Here is a 255-nt window from a genome sequence, read left to right as displayed (position 1 = left end):
ATAGCGTTATAGAGACTCAACAATCAGGTGTCAATCATTAGCCTAGGCAACTCACGACTGCGCCGCCAGCCCACCTATGTAAAACTTGTGACCATGCTCGGCATGTGCCACCTCACTCGATCACGCCCGTCTTTTTTGGCCCGATACAGCGCCATATCGGCATGGCGTAGATCTTCCTCCCAGTGCTCCGCGCTACCTCTCGGACTCACTTGGCAGGCACCGATGCTCACCGTGACATGTACCGCGCCTTCGCTG

At 56.1% G+C, this 255-nt stretch carries 1 protein-coding gene; it reads right to left on the bottom strand.

What is annotated here, in order from left to right:
- Positions 1–74 precede the first annotated feature (74 nt).
- Positions 75–255 (bottom strand): diguanylate cyclase domain-containing protein (locus R0J92_RS24625; RefSeq protein WP_411053617.1); only part of this gene is annotated, 181 nt, incomplete at its 5' end.

It is taken from the genome of Tritonibacter sp. SIMBA_163, from assembly GCF_046535935.1.
Lineage (GTDB): Bacteria > Pseudomonadota > Alphaproteobacteria > Rhodobacterales > Rhodobacteraceae > Epibacterium > Epibacterium scottomollicae.
Note: the sequence above shows the minus strand (reverse complement) of the source record. Positions and strands in the feature narration are given on the sequence as shown.